Genomic DNA, 17,179 nt, shown 5'->3' with positions numbered 1-17,179 from the left:
GCCATCATAATCGAATCAATAAATATGAAAATCGCAAAAAACTCGGCATTACAATCGAATAAATCGATCAATTTCTCGTCGCGTACTTTCTCGCGCCTGGCCCACGCTCCAGTGCATCGCGTTGCCGGTCAAAAGCCAGGTAGTACTTGTTGACGCTGTTGACGAACGTCACCACGCCTGCGCCCTTCTGTTCCATGGCGATGCGTTCGGTCTGGAAGAACCACTGGTTGGGGTTCAGGCCGCGTTTGCGCGCTTCCTGGCGCATGCTCTGGACCCGCTCCGGCCCCAGGTTGTAGGCAGCAAGCACAAACGCCATGCGCTCGCGCTCGTTGATTTGCGGGCTGGCAAAGAACTTGCGCTGAATCAGCGCCATGTAGCGTGCCGCCGCCTGCACGTTGCCATCGGCGGTGTGAATGTTATTGACCCCGACCCGCCGTGCAGTCGACGGGGTGATCTGCAACAGCCCGGTTGCGCCGCCGCTGCCTTTAGCCGTGGCATCGAGCTTGGACTCCTTGAACGCCAGCGCGGCCAGGTCCAGCCAGTCAATGCCGTGAGCATCGCCATGGCGTTGCAGGATCGGTCGCAGCTCTTGCAAGCGTTGCAGATTACTGCGCGCCAATGGGTTATTGACCCGGTACATTTTTTTGAAGGCTTTTTCGAACACCAGATCCTGGTTGGCCGGCGCCTTGTAGGTGGCCAGAAAGCCATTGATGCTGGCCTGCAACAGCGGCGCGTCTTCACGGACGAACCAGCCGATATTGCCGTGGCTTTCAAGCTTGAGGTTGCGCTCGACGCGCAGCTTGGGCATGACCCGCGCCCAGCGCTCGGCAATCGGCTGCTCGACCAGGGTCAGCGGATAAATCCCGGCCTGGACCATCTCCAGCACATCCTCTACCGACAGGCTGGGGTCGACCCACTCGATGTGCACCGGGGCCAGCTTGCGCTGCGTCAGGCGCAGGTTGAGGTCATGCACCGCCGCATCGGCGACACTGCCGGCCGGCAGGCTCAGGGTACGCCCGGCTAACTGCTCGATGTGCTTGAAACTGCGCTGGCCACGGCCAGTGACCACCACCAGCGGCACGTCGGCAACGATCGGCCGGCTGGCGCTGACGCCTTTGCCAGCAGTTTCAAGCAGCTCACCGGGCGCAATCAGGTCACCTTCGCCGCGCAGCAACGCGGCCAGCAACTGACTCTTGGCCTTGGGAATGATTTTGAAGGTGACCTTGCCGCCATGCTGGCCATTGAGGTGCTTCTCAAAGGCTTGCAAGCGTTCGTACTCGACGCCGACTTCCTGCCCCTTGATATCCCCAGAGCTGTTGCGGCTCTGGTTGACCAGTACGCGCAACACCTTGCTGCTGCGAATGGCCGGCAGGTCGCGAACCTGGGCCCGTTTTTGCACCGCCTGGGGACCGTTGTGGGCGACCTTGCGCGGCTCAGCCGATAACGGCGCGGCAAACGCCAGACAAACAATGGACAATAGCGCGGCTCGGATCATTCGCTCTCCGTGGGGCATTCTGGATCAGCCAAAAAGCCAGGTAAGACAGACAGAAAAAGGTCCCTTATGACCCGTACGGTGACGGTAAGGTCCCTTCAGGTGTTGCCAAAAGCGTTGAACCGCGAGGTCCAAGGTATTGAATGCACAGCATTTTCGGGTACTGCGACAGGCTCTGTTATGCTCAGCGGCATCAGGCCAGAGGTGGAACCATGCAATTGATCGACATCGGCGTCAACTTGACTAACGCCAGCTTCACGTCCGACCGACAGGCGGTATTGCAACGCGCGTTCGACGCCGGCGTCACCCAACTGGTGCTCACCGGCACCGATCTGGCGTGCAGCGAACAGAGCCTTCAGCTCTGCCACGAACTGGATGAAAGCGGCCAGCAACTGTTCTGCACCGCCGGTTTTCACCCCCATCATGCCAGCGACTGGGGCCACGAAAGCGAGCGGCAACTGAGCGCCCTGCTGGGCGAGCCACGGGTGCGCGCCGTCGGTGAATGCGGCCTGGACTTCAACCGCGACTTTTCACCCAGGTCGCAGCAGGAGCGCGTGCTGCACGCACAACTGGCTCTGGCTGCGCAGTTGCAACGCCCGGTTTTTCTCCATGAGCGCGACGCCAGTGAACGGTTGCTGGCTATTTTGCGCGACTACCGCGATCACCTGCCGGCCGCCGTGGTGCATTGCTTCACCGGTGACAAGCAGGCGTTGTACCGCTACCTGGACATGGACCTGCACATCGGCATCACCGGCTGGATCTGCGACGAGCGCCGTGGCACCCATCTGCACCCGTTGATGCGTGACATTGCTCGCGGCCGCTTGATGCTCGAAAGCGACGCACCATGGTTGCTGCCGCGTACATTGCGGCCCAAGCCGAAAAATGGCCGCAACGAGCCGGCCTTTCTGCCCGAAGTGCTGCGCGAAGTGGCGCTGCACCGTGGCGAAAGCACCGACGACCTGGCCAGGCATACCAGCGAGTGCGCACGCAGCTTCTTTGGTCTGCCAGTGCTAGCGGGAGATGAAACCTCGGATTTTGTTGACACAAATCAACGGCCCTGGGGATGAATAAGGCAAGGTGATATCACCTTGCTGAATACCTTCCACTACGACCATAAAGAAGACCACTCATGGGCTCATGGCTTAGCAACCTCTCTTTGAAGTACAAGTTCTGGGCCGTCAACACGGTGGCCTTCTTCACCACCTTGATGCTGGTGCTGTACGCCCTGCAACTGGAGCAACAGAGCCGCCAGCTCAGCGCCCAGCAGGCCGCGCAAAGCCAGGCCCGGTTGCTGACAGCGTGGCCGGCCGGGCAGCCGCTGCCGACCGGCATCGATGTGCTGGCGTACCCGGCCGGCCAGACGCCTTCGGTGAATGGTCAGGCACTGCCAGCCCTGGCGTCAGGGCGTGGCTGGGTCGAGCTTGATCTGCCGCTCAATGAGCGCAGCTTGTACGGTGCCCAGGTGGTCGAGCGCAATGACGGTCAGCGCCTGGCCGTGCTCGCTTATGCACCGTCCTTCAAGGCCGTGCTGCTTGAGCGCTTTGGCCAGTACGCCATTGCGGTATTTCTGTTGATGACCCTGATGCTTTGCGCTTCGCAATTGCTGATCCGGTTTCTGCTCAGCCAGCTCAACGCCCTCAAGGATGTGATGCTGCATGTCGAGCGCAGCGGAGACCTCTCGGTACGCGCCCCCAGTGGCGGTGAAGATGAGGTCGGGCAGATGGCCAAGGCCTTCAATGCCATGCAGGCCGGCTATCAGCGCGTCGTCAATACCGTGTCGCAGACCGCCGCACGGCTGGACGCCGGTGCCGCCAATCTGGCCAGCGGGATGAGCGAAGTGCGCCACGGCATGCTCGGCCAGCAGAGTGAAACCGATCAGGTCGCCACCGCGATCAACGAGATGTCAGCCACTGTCCACCATATCGCCCAGCACGCCAGCACCACCCGCGACCAGTCGCAGACTGCTGACACCTTGGCCGGCAGCGGCAAGCAGGTGGTGGATCGGGTCCAGGTGTCGATTGCCGGCCTGTCCAGCGGCGTGCAGCAGACCGCCGAGATGATTCAACGCCTGGCCGAAGACAGCCAGAAGATCAGCGGCGTGGTCAATGTGATCCACAGCATTGCCGAACAGACCAACCTGCTGGCCCTCAACGCGGCCATCGAAGCGGCACGGGCCGGCGAGATGGGTCGTGGTTTTGCGGTAGTCGCCGACGAAGTGCGCAACCTGGCAAAGCGCGTGCAGACCTCCACCGACGAGATCACCAATATGATCGAAGCCCTGCAGTCTGGCACCCGCGACGCGGTGGACTTCATGCAGGACAGTTCGTTCAAGGCCGACGAATGCGTGCAGCAGGCCCAGGAAGCCGGTCAGGCGCTGGCCGCCATCGCCGATGCCGTAGCGCAGATGCGCGAGAGCAACACCCAGATTGCCGTGGCGGCGCAGCAGCAAAGCCAGGTGGCCGAGGAGATGAACCGTGCGGTGGTGAGCATTCGCGACGTGACCGAACGCACCGTGACCCAGACCGTCGATTCGGCCTCCACCAGCAGCGATCTGGCGACCCTGGCCGGTGAACTGAACAGGTCGATTGGGCAGTTGAAGTTGTAAGCGCAGCGGGTCGCCCCTGGCAGCCCGCTATGAGGCCGATAGTCAGCCTCGATTCGCCGCCTGCCGTTGGTCAGCCTAGACTTCAGACACTGGACCGCAGTTGCCGCTGCGGTGATGTTTCTGAACAGGAGCGCCACATGGCCAAGCGACTTCCCAACCTGCACAGCTGGCAATGGCGTGGCTATGCGGCCACGCACCGCCATCCGACCAACCTGACTCTGCACCTGCTTGCCGTACCACTGTTCATACTCGCGGCGCTGTTGCTGCTGGACGGGGTGTTGTCCTGGAGCCTGACCTCCATCGCCATCGGCGTGATTGGCCTGGTGGCGGCGCTGGGCCTGCAACGGCATGGGCACCGGCTGGAAAAACAGGCGCCAGAACCTTTCGCCAATCGCAGTGATGCGGTCAGTCGGCTGGTGATGGAGCAATTCGTGACCTTTCCGCGCTTTGTGTTCAGTGGCGCCTGGTGGCGCGCCTGGAAGGACCGGCATCGGCATTGATCGGCCCCTTGCAAAGTCCCCTTCCCGACCAGGACGGATTGCCGCCCTGTCACCCCCACCCCGACCCTGACCTGAAATACAGTGGGAACGAGTTCGCTCGTGAAGAGGCCAGACCAGACACACCCGGCACCATAGCCTTCGCAGCTAAAGCTGCTCCTACGGGGGTTAGCCAAACACGGTCACGGTCTGGCGGCTGATGGCGATCAGCTCGCCGTCCGGCGCGCGTAGCGTGGCGGCCACATGGCCGTAGCCGGCCGCCGCCTGTTCAACCTGTGCATGGTAACGGCACCAGTCCAGTGTGGTGATTTGCGGTTGCGGGTGGATGAACTCGATGGTCCAGGTCAGTGAGCTGTGCGGCGCCGGTTTGCTCAGCCAGCCGAGCAGGCCGGGCGGCCATGCATCGACCAGTGCCAGAATATGGGCTTCGGTCAGCGGCTGTGGCTGAGCATCGCGCAGCCGTACGTAACCACCAATGGCCGGTGCCGGGGTGCCGCTGTACGGCAACCCGCCCAACCCCCACTGGATGTCCAGGTGCTGGAAGAAATCCGGCATGACGCCTTTGATAAATGGCAGCGCGGTGCAACGTTCGAGCGGCGGCACGTCGGTGCTCATCGGGGCCGGCGCGAAGCTTACTATCGAGTCGCGTGCAGCGCCGAAGCTGCCCTGAATCAGGGTCGTGACTGCGCCGTTTTGCACGGTGCGGCCCAGCACCTGGGTGACTGCTGAGCCTTGACGCAGGATGTCTGTTTCAAATGCGACCGGCACGTCAGGGGCCACCGGGGCGACAAAGGTGATTGCCAGCGAGCGCAGTTGTCGGCTGGCCTCGACCTGGGTGCGCATGGCCTGGTACTGCAGCGCTGCCACCAGGCCGCCAAAGCTGGCCCGGCCTTGCGCCCAGTGCCCGGGGATGGTCAGCGAATGAGGGTTATCGGCTACGGCGGCGAGCAATTGGGCAAAGGTCATGGAGGCTCCGTTCAGGTTCAGGATTTACAGATCGCCGCAGGCCCCGTGCCGACAGGTCTGGGCTGGCACCGAGATGTGTGTACTTAACAGAACAGGGTTGGATCTGGCGCAAGGCAGCCCGGCCAGCTTACTCAGTTCTGCAGGCCCGGGAAAAAGGCATTTGCGCCATAGAGCCGGTCGATATGCCTTATTCCGGGAAGCATGCCTGGGTCAGTCGCTGCAAGGCCGATTCGCCTTTGCTTTCGGCGCGGCTTATACAGGTCTGCCATAGCGCTACACAAGGCGCCAGGTCAGCGTGCTGGTCGGCCAGCGCCAGCCATTGCAGGTGGTCGTGCCAGTCGCCCAGGGCGCCTTGGGCGTCCTTGAGGCGTTTGCTCATGCCCTTGGGCTGGTGACTGAGGTCGGGATAGACCTCGGCGGCGTAGCGCACCCGTTTGATCAACAGGCGCAGGTGGTGGCGATCGTGTTCAGGGTCGGCAATGGCGTCGCGCAGTTTGCGCCACTGTTTATCCATGACTTTCTCGATGCTGCGGCGCAGACCGTGCACCAGCCCGGCACGCTGCTGCTCACGCAGTTGCTCCGGGAATTTGCCCAGCCGCTCGAACAACCGCTTGAGTTGCGGACTGCCCGCCACCCGTGGGCAGGCATCGTCCAGAAACGCTTCGCGGGGTCGGGCCAGGGCATGCCAACCGTTGTCGTGCAGCTGCGCGCAAAGCACTTGCTGATCACGCAGTGGCGTGGTCAGGCGGCCGACTTCCCGGGCCGCGTCTTCCAGCTCGTCGACCCCGCGAATCCCGCGCAATGGTCGCAGCAGGCTGCGCAGCCGCCTTACGGTGGTACGCAGGTCGTGCAGTGCCTCGCTGTCAGTGGATACCGCCAGGCGTGCCTGACAGGCATACAGCCGCACTTCCAGCGCCAATACTTCGGCAATCAGATGGCTTACCATCGATGTCATGGTTGTTCCCCAAAGTCACGGATATCGGTTCTTCGCGCTCGCCAGACGCCAGGGCAACTGACGACGCAGATTCTTCAGGGCGCGCCGCAGGCCATGCAAGGAGGTCGAAGGTGCAGCATAGCGCTGGGCGATAAACTGCACGATGAAATCCTCGATGGCCAACGCCTGCTGCGGAAACCGCAGCGCGGCACGCTCACCGAATGCCTGAGCCCCCTCGCCCGGCAAGCGTCGCAGCCCATGGCGCGCCAATAACCGTTCGAACGCATTGAACAGACGAAGTTGCGCATCGCTTTCGCGCTGCCAGGGCTTGAGTACCCACAACACCCCCAGCGCCAATGCCAGCAGCAAGGCAACCACGAACGCCGGCACCTGCCAACCCGAGAACCAGCGATCGAGCACTTGCAACTGCTGCTGGCCCTGATAGCCCAGCACCCAGCGCTGCCAGCCGTAGTTGAGATTGTCCCAGCCCAGACGCAAATCGTTGAGCCACGGTACATGGCGGTAGCGCAGCGCCGACATCGGTGCGTCAGCCAGAAACGCTTCATCGGCGGCCAGGGCCTGCTCCAGCCCTTGCTCGATACGCTGTGGCGCCACCGCAGCAGTCGGGTCGACAGAGCGCCAGCCGATTTCTGGCTGCCAATATTCGACCCAGGCGTGGGCATCGTACTGGCGCACGGTCAGGTACTCCCCAGCGGGGTTGAATTCGCCGCCCTGATAGCCGGCCACCACCCGGGCCGGAATGCCCGCCGCGCGCAGCACGAAAACCATCGCGCCCGCGTAGTGCGCGCAAAAGCCTTGACGGCTGGCAAACAGAAAGTCGTCGACACTGTCGGGCCCCAGCACCGGTGGCTTGAGGGTGTAATGAAAGGCCTGCTCACTGAACTCGCGCAGCAGCGCCTCGGCCAGCCTGTCTGGCTGCCGGTAGCGGCGTTGTAAGTCAGCCGCCCACTGCCGGGCCTGCGGGTTGCCCTTGGCAGGCAATTGCAGCGCCTGTTGCTGCAGGTAGGCATTGGACTGCACCTCACGCAACGCCTGCGGCCAGGCCTGGGCGGCGTACATCAACGACTGGCTGACCGGGCGGCGCCGTTGCAGGCGAAAGTCGCTCATCAGGCGCACATCGCCCTGATCGCTCTGACTGACATCCAGGCTGGGTAACCAGGGCTTGCCGCTCGGCTCCATCACGATGCTGTAACCCAGCGGCTCGCCCTGCTTTTGCCACTGCGCCAGTTGCACGCCTTGGGTCGGTGCCGACTGCGACCAGCGTCGGCCATCGAACTGATCGAGGGTCAGGCTGCGCCAGTACAGACGGTTACGCACCGGCAGCTCGCCGTCGAAGCTGGCGCGAAACACCAGTGCTGGCGAGCGACTCAGCTCAGCCATGTCCCCCGGCGCCATATTGTCTGAAAGCCCTGTCATGCCTTTGTTGCCCGGCTGTGGCAGCGACCAGATCGGCTCCAGCCGTGGAAAGAACAGAAACAGCACCAGCATCAGCGGTACCGCCTGGAGCATCAGCTTGCCGGCCAGACGCAAGGTCGCGCCCGGATTGCTCTGCGGGTCACTCTGATTCAGGCCAATCAGCGCCGCCAGCAAAGCGCCGACCGGCAACAGGGTGAACAGCCCCCAGAACAGGTTGCTCTCAAACAGGTAGCCCACCACCACACAGAAGAAGCCGAGCAGAATCAGTACCAGCGCATCGCGCCGGGTGTGCATTTCCAGCATTTTCAACACAAAGGCGGCAATCAGCAGTGCCGCACCGGCTTCCAGCCCTATCAGGGTGCCCCGCGCCAGATAAACGCCGCCCGCCGTGCCAATCAACAGCGCGACCTTGACCCAGGCACTGGGTATCCGCGCGCGCATGCGAAATACCTGGATGCGCCACAACGTGCACACCAGCCACAGGCCGATCAATGGCGGCGGCACATGCATGACAAAAGGCACGATGATCAGCGCCTGGGCCAATAACAGCCAGGTCAGGGCGATGCGGCTGATGGGCAGGGAAAGCTCGGCTTTGCTCATCCGCGCACTCCGTACAGTGCCAGCGCGCGCAAGCAGGTCTCACGATGACGATCGCCGCTGTCGATGGCCACTTCAAAACCGGGCAGGCGCATGGCGAACGGCTGCTGCCGCTGTGACAATTCCAGCACCCAATAACACAGCCGCGACAGCCGCTGCTCGATATCACCATCAAGCACGGTGAAATCCAGGCACAGGTCATGGCCGCTGAGGTCATTGAAATCCTTGACCAGCAACCCCTGCCCCCGCGACCAGGCTTTCCAGTGCAGACGCCGCAGGTTATCGCCGGGCTGGTAGCTGCGCAGACCTTGATAATCGTCCACCCCCTGGCCGCGGGTAAGTTGACCATCGTCTTCGGCATGCGGCTGCACCCCGGCCTGTAATGGCATGCGCCCGGCGACCGGCTGCGGGTAGATCAGCACCGTCTGCTCCAGGTCGAGCCAGGTCCAGGCGCGCAACAAACCCAATGGAAACACGCTCTCGACCCGCAGCCGCGGCGCGCGCAGCCAGCCGCGGGCCTGGGCCGGCAGGCTTAACTCCAGCTCGCTGTTGCCGGCGGCGGGCACATTGCTTCTAAATAGGCTCAGCGCATCCCAGCCCACGCCAACGCACTGGTGGGCCGGGCCGGAGCTGTCCAGGCGCAGGCGCAGTAACACGGTCTCACCGACAAATACCGCGCGGGCGGCGCCAGCGCTGATGATCAGGCCACTGAGGTTGCGATAGGTATGGACGATGCCCAGCAGCCCCACCGACAACAGCAGGAACGTCAGGCCATAGGCCAGGCTGTTCTGATAATTGATGCCCACCAGCAGCATCAACAGCAATAGCCCGGCAAACGCCGCGCCATTACGAGTCGGCAGGATAAAAATACGCCGGTGATCGAGCACGATGCGCGTCGCCGCCGGAATGCGCCGCACCAGCCAGCGTTGCCAGACAGGCTTGAAGCGTTCGATCACAGCGCTGGCACCTCACGCAGCAACCACTGCACCAATGCATTACCGCCATGCCCGGTCGGGTCACTGCGCTCACGCAGCCGATGGCCGACCACCGCAGGCAATACTGCCTGGACATCTTCCGGAATCACATAATCGCGGCCCGCGATCAACGCCCAGGCCCGCGCTGCCGCCAGCAAGGCCAGGCTGGCACGGGGCGACAGGCCAAAAGCGAACTGCGGCTGGCTGCGCGTGGCATCGACCAGCCGCAGGACGTAATCGACCAACGCATCACTGACCCGGATCTGGCGCGCCTGAGCCTGCAACAAACCCAGCTCGGCATGATCAAGCAGTGGCTGGATCTGCGGCAACAACAGACGCCGCGACTGCCCCAGCAGCAAGGCTTTTTCGGCTGTACGGGCCGGATAGCCCATCGAAATACGCATCAGGAACCGGTCCAGTTGCGACTCCGGCAAGGCGAAGGTGCCGCCGGAACTGAACGGGTTCTGGGTCGCGATGACAAAAAACGGGTCAGGCAGCAGCCGCGTGGCGCCTTCGATAGACACCTGCCCCTCTTCCATGGCTTCAAGCAGCGCGCTCTGGCTTTTCGGGGTGGCGCGGTTGATTTCATCGGCCAGCACCAATTCGGTGAAGATCGGCCCCGGATGAAAGGTGAACTGCCCGGTTTCACGGTCGAACACCGAGGTGCCAAGGATGTCGCCCGGCAGCAGGTCGGAGGTGAACTGAATACGTTGATAGCTCAGACCAAGCACCCTGGCCAGGGTATGGCTCAGGGTGGTCTTGCCCATTCCGGGAAGGTCTTCGATCAGCAGATGGCCGCCTGCCAACAGACAGGTAACAGCCATTCGAACCTGGGCTTCCTTGCCCAGCACGACCTCATTGATCGCGCTCAGACAGGCATCGAGTTTTCTCCCCATCACACAACCTCTCTTGACAGCTGATGGCCATTGCTGTGCCACAAGTAAGACACACTACGAGTAGCGTAGGTCTTTTCAGCATAGAGATGGTTTGATTCAAATGCTTTCTGTTAATTGGTGACTCAGCGACCTGCACGCGACTCACGGATATAGAACCGGGCTTTCTCGGCCTTTTCAGTGCAGCCTTCGAAGGCTTCGAACTGTTGCTGGGTCTTGGCACCGGTCAACAATGACAGCGCCTTGGAGTAACTGACAGTGCCGGCAAAACCTTCGGCCTTGGCCAGATCCAGCTCTTTCCAGGCGGCGTCGAGCTGGTTGCCACAACTGGCCCGATAGCTGGTCTTGCCTGCACAGCCAGCCAGCGCCACGATAATCAAGGGCAGACAGATCCAGGCTTTCATGGGATGTTTCCTCAAACGTATTAGGGGGTAGCTGTTGGACGATGCCGTGCAGTGAAAGTGCCATGACCATCTCTCGAAAGCGTAACCGTTTTTGTAGTCATTTGAGACCACAGAGGGTGTTGTCATGAGCAAAAGAATCGCGCTGGTACTGGGCTCCGGTGGCGCACGGGGTTATGCGCACATTGGGGTCATCGAAGAACTGGAACGCCGCGGCTATGAGATCGCCTGCATTGCCGGCTGCTCCATGGGCGCGGTGGTCGGCGGCATCTACGCGGCCGGCAAGCTGGGTCATTATCGCGACTGGATCGAAAGCCTCGATTACCTCGACGTGCTGCGGCTGGTGGATGTGAGCTTTCGGCTGGGCGCAATTCGCGGCGAGAAAGTCTTCGGACAGATTCGCGAGATCGTCGGTGACATCAACATCGAAGACCTGGCGATCCCCTATACCGCCGTCGCCACCGACCTGACCAACCAGCAGGAAATCTGGTTTCAGGAAGGCTGCCTGCATCAGGCGATGCGCGCCTCGGCGGCGATCCCCAGCCTGTTTACCCCGGTCATGCAGGGCTCGCGCATGCTGGTCGACGGCGGCCTGCTCAACCCGCTGCCCATCGTGCCGGTGGTATCGAGCCATTGTGACCTGATTGTGGCGGTCAACCTCAACGCCACCCACCAGCAGCCTTACAGCCTGCCGGTCATCGAGCGCCCGCCAGCGGTGAAAAAACGCTTCGACCTGCTGCTCGGTTCAATCGGTTCGCGCCTGCCGTTTCGGCGTCGCCTCGAAGGCAACGAGCAGCCGCTGGCCGGCGAGGACCAAACCCAGGCATTCAACCCATGGCTGAATGAACCCAGTGCCGACCCGCAGGGCCAGCAGGCCGCAGCGGCCCCGGAAAAACCCGGCGCGCCGAAGTCCGCAACCGGCGCAATCGTCATCGACAACGTCGGCCCGGCGTCGCTGCTCGACCTGATCAACCAGAGCTTCGAGGTGATGCAGACCTCCCTGGCGCAGTACAAGATCGCCGGTTACCCGCCGGATATCCTGATCAACGTGCCCAAGCGGGTGTGCCGCTTTTTCGAGTTCTACAAGGCCCCGGAGCTGATCGCGCTGGGCCGGCAAATCGCCCGCGACACGCTGGATCGTTATGAGGGTGAGGGGCGCTGAAACAGTGATTTCAGGCCTTGCCCGCACCTTCGAGAAAGAACTTCAGCAACACCCCCGGCATCGCCGCACGGGCCACCCGGCCACGCCGCTCGGATTCGACCAGGCCGAAGATCATTGAACAGAACAACTCGGCCAGCACCGGCGCACTGATGTCGATACGAAACACCCCGGCATGCTGACCACGCAAAAAGAACGCATCCAGCGCATCGGAGTACGGCATCCAGCGGCGCATCTCGGCATCTTCCTGCATGCAGTCGGGGCGCCATTCGGCCATCATGAAGATCAGCATTTCCCGATGGGTCAGGTGCCCCTCGATCAGACGTTGCAAGGCCGTCAGGGGCGGTGCGTTTTGCAGGTCGGCATCGACAGTGGTCTGCAACATCAGCCTGGAACTGTGCTCGTGTAGCATTTCGACAAGATTTGCCCGAGTGCCGCAGAAGCGATTGAGGGTCGCCTTGCTGACCCCGGCGGCCTGAGCAATGTCTTTGAACGTGCCACTCTGGTGATCGACCACGGCAACCGCCAGGGCCTTTAAAAACTTGGTGTCTGAAGCAGGTAGATCCATGAGACGGGACTTCACTCGACAAGAACAGCGTGGGCGCCATTGTGCAGAAATGGCTCACAATCACAATGAATATTGCAAAATTGCTCACACAAGCATCACATGAGTCAATATTGACTCATATAGCACAAAGCTAGATCATTGCCAGCTTATTGAAAAGGACTATGGGCGCTGCCCCGGGTGAGTGATGAGCAAAATGCACAGAGGGCGGATCGCTACGGCGGTGGCGCTGGTGGCCGTGTTGGGCCTGAGCGGATGTGATCAACAGCCAGCGGGACACGCACCGGGTGCAGGCGGGCCGCGCGAGGTCGAGGCCCTGACAGTCAAGGCTGAACCGTTCACGGTCATCAGTGAACTGCCTGGCCGGGTCGAACCGGTGCGGGTCGCTCAGGTGCGGGCCCGGGTCGCCGGTATTGTGCTGAGCCGCAACTTCACCGAAGGCAGTGACGTCAAGGCCGGTCAGGTGCTGTTCCAGATCGACCCGGCGCCCTTCAAGGCCGCGCTGTCCAAAGCCCAGGGCGACCTGGCGCGTAGCGAAGCGACCCTGTATGACGCCCAGGCCACCCTCAAGCGTTACGAGCCGCTGGTGAAGATCGAAGCGGTCAGCCAGCAAGCCTTTGATACCGCCAAAGCCGCCATGCAGAACGCCCAGGCGGCGCGCCGGGCAGCCCAGGCCGATGTCGAGACCGCGCAGTTGAACCTTGGCTATGCGACGGTCAAGGCACCGATTTCCGGACGGGTCGGGCGTGCCGCTGTGACCGAAGGCGCACTGGTCGGCCAGAACGAAGTCACGCTGCTGGCCACTATCCAGCAACTGGACCCGGTGCATGTCGACTTTACCCAACCGGTCGCCGATGCCCTGCGCATGCGTGCTGCCATGCAGGACGGCCGGCTGCCCAAAGGCGGTGAAGAGGCCTTGACCCTGAAAGTCGAGGGCACTGACTACCAGAGCCGCGGCACCCTGCTGTTCACCGATGTGGATGTCGAGCGCAATACCGGCCAGGTGGCCTTGCGAGCGCGCTTCAACAACCCGGACGGTCTGCTGCTGCCAGGCATGTTCGTGCGGGTCCAGGCCCCGCAAAGCGTCGACCCGCAGGCCATTCTGGTGCCGCAGCGGGCCGTGCAACGCAGCGCCGACGGCAATGCCCGGGTGATGGTGATCGGTACTGACGGCACCGCCCAGGCGCGCCCGGTACAGACCGGCGCGATGCAGGATTCACGCTGGCAGATCACCGCCGGCCTGCAGGCCGGTGAGCAGGTCATTGTCGGCGCCATGAACGGCCTCAACCCCGGTGACAAAGTGAGCGTCAAGGCACCCGATCACGTGCAAGCACAGGCCCAGCCTGCCGCCCGCTAAGCCTGACTACGAGGAACCGTCATGTCAGAGTTTTTCATCAAGCGGCCCAACTTCGCCTGGGTCGTCGCCATCTTCATCCTGCTGGCGGGGTTGATCGCCCTGCCCTCGCTGCCCGTGGCCCAGTACCCCAACGTGGCACCGCCGCAGATCACCATTACCGCGACCTACCCTGGCGCCTCCGCCAAGGTGCTGGTCGACTCGGTGACCAGCGTGGTCGAGGAAGAGCTCAACGGCGCCAAGGGCCTGCTGTACTACAACTCGACCAGCAACGCCAACGGCATTGCCGAGATCAACGTGAGCTTCCAGCCCGGTGTCGACCCGGACCTGGCTCAGGTCGAAGTCCAGAACCGCATCAAAAAGGCCGAAGCGCGTCTGCCCCAGGCGGTATTGACTCAGGGCCTGCAGGTCGAACAGGCCAGCGCCGGCTTTTTGCTGATCTACGCCTTGAACTACAAGGGTGATACCGCAGGCCGCAGCACCGTGGCGCTGGCCGACTACGCCGCACGCAACGTCAATAACGAGCTGCGCCGGGTTCCCGGTGTCGGCAAGCTGCAGTTTTTTGCCTCTGAAGCGGCCATGCGGGTATGGATCGACCCGCAGAAGCTGGTCGGCTACGGGCTGTCGATCAGTGACGTGACCGCCGCGATCAGTGCCCAGAACGTCCAGGTGCCGGCTGGCAGCTTCGGCTCCAGCCCCGGTGCGCAAGGCCAGGAACTGACCGGCGTACTGGCCGTGAAAGGCACCCTGGACAACCCGGACGAGTTTGCCCGGATCGTGCTGCGCGCCAACCCGGACGGCTCCAATGTCACCCTTGGCGACGTCGCGCGCCTGGCTGTCGGCAGCCAGGATTACAACTTCGACGCGCGCATGAACGGCAAGCTGGCAGTGGCCGGCGCGGTGCAACTGTCGCCGGGCGCCAACGCTATCGCCACCGCCGAAGCGGTCAAGCAGCGCCTGCAAGAACTGTCGGCCAGCTTCCCCGATGACGTGGAATTCTCGATTCCCTACGACACCTCCAAGTTCGTCGATGTCGCCATCCAGAAAGTGATCTACACCCTGGTCGAGGCCATGGTCCTGGTGTTTCTGGTGATGTTCCTGTTCCTGCAGAATATCCGCTACACCCTGATCCCCAGCATCGTGGTGCCGGTGTGTCTGGCCGGCACCCTGGCAATCATGTACCTGCTGGGCTTCTCGGTGAACATGATGACCATGTTCGGCATGGTCCTGGCCATCGGCATTCTGGTCGATGACGCCATCGTGGTGGTCGAGAACGTCGAGCGGATCATGGCCGAAGAAGGCCTGTCGCCGGCCGCAGCTACGGTCAAGGCCATGGGCCAGGTGTCTGGCGCGATTGTCGGCATCACCCTGGTGCTGTCGGCGGTGTTCCTGCCGCTGGCGTTCATGGGCGGTTCGGTGGGCGTGATTTATCAGCAGTTCTCGCTGTCGCTGGCGGTGTCGATTCTGTTCTCGGGCTTCCTGGCCCTGACCTTCACCCCGGCGCTGTGCGCTACCCTGCTCAAGCCCATTGCCAAGGGCCATCATGAAAAGACCGGTTTCTTCGGTGGTTTCAACCGCCGCTTCGGGCGCCTGACCGAGCGCTATACGGCGCTCAATTCGAGCCTGCTGCGACGCGCCGGGCGCTACATGCTGATCTATGTCGGCATCGTCGCCCTGCTGGGTTTCTTCTACCTGCGCCTGCCGGAGTCCTTCGTCCCCATCGAAGACCAGGGCTACACCATCGTCGATGTGCAGTTACCGCCCGGCGCGACACGGGCACGTACCGACGCGACCGCCCAGCAACTGGAACAGTGGCTGATGAATCGCGAAGCCACCGATGCGGTGACCATGATTCTTGGCTTCAGCTTCTCTGGCATGGGCGAGAACGCCGCGCTGGCCTTCCCGACCCTCAAGGACTGGTCAGTGCGGGGCGACGGCCAGTCAGCCGCCGATGAAGCTGCTGCCTTCAACCAGGCGTTTGCCAGCATCAACGACGGCGCGGTCATGGCGGTCACGCCGCCGCCCATTGAAGGCCTGGGCACCTCCGGCGGTTTCTCGTTGCGCCTGCAGGACCGTGGCAGTCTTGGCCGTGAAGCACTGATCGAGGCACGCAACCAGTTGCTTGGTCAGGCCAACGGTAACCCGCTGATTCTCTACGCGATGATGGAAGGTCTGGCCGAGGCGCCACAGTTGCGTCTGGATATCGACCGGGAAAAAGCCCGTACGCTGGGGGTGAGCTTCGAGTCGATCAGCAATGCACTGTCCACCGCCTTCGGCTCGGCCACGGTTGGCGATTTTGCCAACGCCGGGCGCCAGCAACGGGTGGTGGTGCAGGCCGAATCCGCCTCGCGGATGACCCCGGAGAGCGTACTCAAGCTGTTCGTGCCCAACAGCAGCGGTACACCGGTGCCGATGGGCGCGTTCATCACCACACGCTGGGAAGAAGGCCCGGTGCAGATCGCCCGCTACAACGGTTACCCGTCGTTCTCGATTGCCGGTGACGCCGCACCCGGCGTCAGCACCGGGGCGGCGATGGCGGAGCTTGAGCGGATCATGGCGCAGTTGCCCGAGGGCATCGGCTATGAATGGACGGGCCTGTCGTACCAGGAAAAAATCGCCAGCGGCCAGGCGACGACCCTGTTCGTACTGGCGCTGCTGGTGGTGTTTCTGCTGATGGTGGCGCTGTATGAAAGCTGGGCGATTCCGCTGGTGGTCATGCTTATCGTACCGGTCGGTGCCTTGGGTGCGGTGCTGGCGGTGACTGCGGTCGGGCTGCCTAACGACGTGTACTTCAAGGTCGGCCTGATCACCATCATCGGTCTGGCGGCGAAGAACGCCATCCTGATCGTGGAATTTGCCAAGGAAGAGTGGGAAAAAGGCAAGCCGTTGCGTGAAGCAGCGCTGGAAGCGGCACGCCTGCGCTTCCGACCGATCGTGATGACCTCGCTGGCGTTCATTCTCGGCGTGGTGCCGCTGACGCTGGCGACCGGGGCCGGGGCCGCCAGCCAGCGGGCGCTGGGTACCGGAGTGATCGGCGGGATGCTCAGCGCGACCTTGCTGGGGGTGATTCTGGTGCCGATCTTCTTTGTCTGGGTGCTGTCAGTGCTGCGACGCAAACCGCATGCGCATGAAGAGCGTCAGGAGGCGTAGCAGCAGCTTTAACCGCAATACTTCCCCGGTGGGAGCCAACTGTCTTTCATCATCCCCCGATGAATGGGCATTTTATAATGCCATCGCGGATAGATTCCGCGATGGCGGGCAAAGCCCGCCCCCCATTCAAACCACGTGATCACGCCATGGTGTTC

Annotated in this window: 14 protein-coding genes; 6 read left to right on the top strand and 8 right to left on the bottom strand. The window is 62.6% G+C overall.

The window, feature by feature from the left end; all coding sequences use genetic code 11:
• Positions 1-67: 67 nt before the first annotated feature.
• Complete coding sequence (locus tag NJC38_RS25650; RefSeq protein WP_253117727.1) at positions 68-1,495, bottom strand: transglycosylase SLT domain-containing protein; 1,428 nt, start codon at positions 1,493-1,495, stop codon at positions 68-70.
• Positions 1,496-1,704: 209 nt separating this feature from the next.
• Between NJC38_RS25650 and NJC38_RS25645 the strand changes: the two genes are divergently transcribed.
• The 3 genes from NJC38_RS25645 to NJC38_RS25635 all read left to right on the top strand — a co-directional run bounded on the left by NJC38_RS25645 (position 1,705) and on the right by NJC38_RS25635 (position 4,597).
• A complete protein-coding gene (locus NJC38_RS25645; protein ID WP_253117726.1) occupies positions 1,705-2,559 on the top strand; it encodes a TatD family hydrolase in 855 nt (284 codons plus the stop codon).
• Positions 2,560-2,621: 62 nt separating this feature from the next.
• A complete protein-coding gene (locus NJC38_RS25640; RefSeq protein ID WP_253117724.1) occupies positions 2,622-4,097 on the top strand; it encodes a methyl-accepting chemotaxis protein in 1,476 nt (491 codons plus the stop codon).
• A gap of 137 nt (positions 4,098-4,234) precedes the next feature.
• Positions 4,235-4,597 carry an Mpo1-like protein gene (locus NJC38_RS25635; protein WP_253117723.1) on the top strand — a complete coding sequence of 121 codons (363 nt, stop codon included), beginning with the start codon at positions 4,235-4,237 and terminating at the stop codon, positions 4,595-4,597.
• A gap of 165 nt (positions 4,598-4,762) precedes the next feature.
• On the opposite strand, the gene NJC38_RS25630 is transcribed toward NJC38_RS25635, so the two are convergent.
• The 6 genes from NJC38_RS25630 to NJC38_RS25605 form a co-directional block, all read right to left on the bottom strand.
• Positions 4,763-5,560 (bottom strand): thioesterase family protein, encoded by a 798-nt coding sequence (locus tag NJC38_RS25630; protein WP_045492006.1) that lies wholly within the window; start codon positions 5,558-5,560, stop codon positions 4,763-4,765.
• Between the two features lie 187 nt (positions 5,561-5,747).
• Positions 5,748-6,515, bottom strand: coding sequence for a CHAD domain-containing protein (locus tag NJC38_RS25625; RefSeq protein WP_253117722.1), 768 nt, complete (start codon positions 6,513-6,515; stop codon positions 5,748-5,750).
• A 15-nt stretch (positions 6,516-6,530) separates the two neighbouring features.
• Positions 6,531-8,531, bottom strand: a complete 2,001-nt coding sequence (locus NJC38_RS25620) for a DUF3488 and transglutaminase-like domain-containing protein (RefSeq protein ID WP_253117720.1) — start codon at positions 8,529-8,531, stop codon at positions 6,531-6,533.
• The gene (locus NJC38_RS25615) at positions 8,528-9,484 is read right to left on the bottom strand and encodes a DUF58 domain-containing protein (protein ID WP_253117719.1); all 957 of its coding nucleotides are present in this window, start codon (positions 9,482-9,484) and stop codon (positions 8,528-8,530) included. Before NJC38_RS25615 ends, NJC38_RS25620 begins: the two co-directional genes overlap by 4 nt.
• The gene (locus NJC38_RS25610; RefSeq protein WP_045492016.1) at positions 9,481-10,398 is read right to left on the bottom strand and encodes an AAA family ATPase; all 918 of its coding nucleotides are present in this window, start codon (positions 10,396-10,398) and stop codon (positions 9,481-9,483) included. Before NJC38_RS25610 ends, NJC38_RS25615 begins: the two co-directional genes overlap by 4 nt.
• A gap of 122 nt (positions 10,399-10,520) precedes the next feature.
• Positions 10,521-10,799 carry a hypothetical protein gene (locus NJC38_RS25605; protein WP_045492018.1) on the bottom strand — a complete coding sequence of 93 codons (279 nt, stop codon included), beginning with the start codon at positions 10,797-10,799 and terminating at the stop codon, positions 10,521-10,523.
• A gap of 124 nt (positions 10,800-10,923) precedes the next feature.
• Here NJC38_RS25605 and NJC38_RS25600 point away from each other — a divergent pair, with 124 nt between their 5' ends.
• The gene (locus NJC38_RS25600) at positions 10,924-11,958 is read left to right on the top strand and encodes a patatin-like phospholipase family protein (RefSeq protein WP_253117717.1); all 1,035 of its coding nucleotides are present in this window, start codon (positions 10,924-10,926) and stop codon (positions 11,956-11,958) included.
• Between the two features lie 10 nt (positions 11,959-11,968).
• Here NJC38_RS25600 and NJC38_RS25595 read toward each other — a convergent pair whose 3' ends face one another.
• On the bottom strand, positions 11,969-12,523 hold the full coding sequence (locus NJC38_RS25595) for a TetR/AcrR family transcriptional regulator (RefSeq protein WP_045492022.1): 555 nt from the start codon (positions 12,521-12,523) through the stop codon (positions 11,969-11,971).
• 193 nt (positions 12,524-12,716) lie between these two features.
• Between NJC38_RS25595 and NJC38_RS25590 the strand changes: the two genes are divergently transcribed.
• Both NJC38_RS25590 and NJC38_RS25585 read left to right on the top strand, forming a co-directional pair.
• A complete protein-coding gene (locus NJC38_RS25590; RefSeq protein ID WP_253117769.1) occupies positions 12,717-13,877 on the top strand; it encodes an efflux RND transporter periplasmic adaptor subunit in 1,161 nt (386 codons plus the stop codon).
• A 21-nt stretch (positions 13,878-13,898) separates the two neighbouring features.
• Entirely contained in the window at positions 13,899-17,024 is a 3,126-nt protein-coding gene (locus NJC38_RS25585) for an efflux RND transporter permease subunit (RefSeq protein WP_253117716.1), read from the top strand.
• Positions 17,025-17,179: the final 155 nt, after the last annotated feature.

The organism is Pseudomonas sp. 21LCFQ010 (genome assembly GCF_024129905.1).
GTDB lineage: Bacteria > Pseudomonadota > Gammaproteobacteria > Pseudomonadales > Pseudomonadaceae > Aquipseudomonas.
This window is presented reverse-complemented; position numbering and strand designations above follow the sequence as displayed.